General features: G+C 57.5%; 1 rRNA gene. It reads left to right on the top strand.

Annotated features, from left to right (window positions below):
- Positions 1-1561: ribosomal RNA gene (locus HHX33_RS34590) — 23S ribosomal RNA — on the top strand; the annotation flags it as partial.

Below are 1561 nucleotides of genomic sequence, written 5' to 3'. Positions count from 1 at the left end.
GGTAAGCCTAAATACTTCCTGATGACCGATAGTGAACTAGTACCGTGAGGGAAAGGTGAAAAGCGCCCCGGTGAGGGGTCGTGAAATAGTACCTGAAACCGTGTGCCTACAAGCCGTAGGAGCGTAGGCAAGCTTGCTTGTCTGTGATGTGACTGCGTGCCTTTTGAAGAATGAGCCTGCGAGTTATGGTGTGTGGCGAGGTTAACCCGTGTGGGGGAGCCGTAGCGAAAGCGAGTCTGAATAGGGCGCCCGGAGTCGCATGCTGTAGACCCGAAGCGGGGTGATCTACGCATGGGCAGGTTGAAGCGCGGGTAAGACCGCGTGGAGGACCGAACCCACCAGGGTTGAAAACCTGGGGGATGACCTGTGTGTAGGGGTGAAAGGCCAATCAAACTCCGTGATAGCTGGTTCTCCCCGAAATGCATTTAGGTGCAGCGTTGCGTGGTGCTTGCCGGAGGTAGGGCTCTGGTTGGCTGATGGGCCCGACAAGGTTACTGACGTCAGCCAAACTTCGAATGCCGGTAAGTTGAGCGTGGCAGTGAGACTGCGGGGGATAAGCTCCGTGGTCGAGAGGGAAACAGCCCAGATCACCGACTAAGGCCCCTAAGCGTGTGCTAAGTGGGAAAGGATGTGGAGTCGCAGTGACAACCAGGAGGTTGGCTTAGAAGCAGCCACCCTTGAAAGAGTGCGTAATAGCTCACTGGTCAAGTGATTCTGCGCCGACAATGTAGCGGGGCTCAAGTACACCGCCGAAGTCGTGGCACTGCCAGCTTGCTGGTGGTGGGTAGGGGAGCGTCGTGCGAGCCGGTGAAGCCGCCGAGTGATCGTGTGGTGGAGGTCGTACGAGTGAGAATGCAGGCATGAGTAGCGAGTCAGAAGTGAGAATCTTCTGCGCCGAATGACCAAGGGTTCCTGGGGCAGGTTCGTCCGCCCAGGGTAAGTCGGGACCTAAGGCGAGGCCGACAGGCGTAGTCGATGGACAACGGGTTGATATTCCCGTACCCGCTGTGATGCGCCCATATCGAATCCAGTGATACTAAGGGTCCTTAAGCCGGTTGGCTCTTCGGAGCCGGCGTCAGGGTGAACGCCTGGCCTGATCTGGTAGTAGGTAAGCGATGGGGTGACGCAGGAAGGTAGCCCAGCCCGGGCGGTGGTTGTCCCGGGGTAAGCATGTAGGGAGAGAGATAGGCAAATCCGTCTCTCATGTATCCTGAGGTGTGATGCCGAGCCGATTGTGGCGAAGTGGGTGATCCTATGCTGCCGAGAAAAGCCTCTAGTGAGTGTCGCGGCGGCCCGTACCCTAAACCGACTCAGGTGGTCAGGTAGAGAATACCAAGGCGGTCGGGTGAACTGTGGTTAAGGAACTCGGCAAATTGCCCCCGTAACTTCGGGAGAAGGGGGACCTTTACTGGTGATGGAACTTGCTTCTTGAGCTGGTGGGGGTCGCAGTGGCCAGGGGGAAGCGACTGTTTACTAAAAACACAGGTCCGTGCGAAGTCGTAAGACGATGTATACGGACTGACGCCTGCCCGGTGCCGGAACGTTAAGGGGACCGCTTAGC

This window comes from Microbispora sp. H10670, assembly GCF_014161385.1.
Classification (GTDB): domain Bacteria; phylum Actinomycetota; class Actinomycetes; order Streptosporangiales; family Streptosporangiaceae; genus Microbispora; species Microbispora triticiradicis.
The sequence above is the reverse complement of the archived record's forward strand: the minus strand, read 5'-3'. Positions and strand labels throughout refer to the sequence as shown.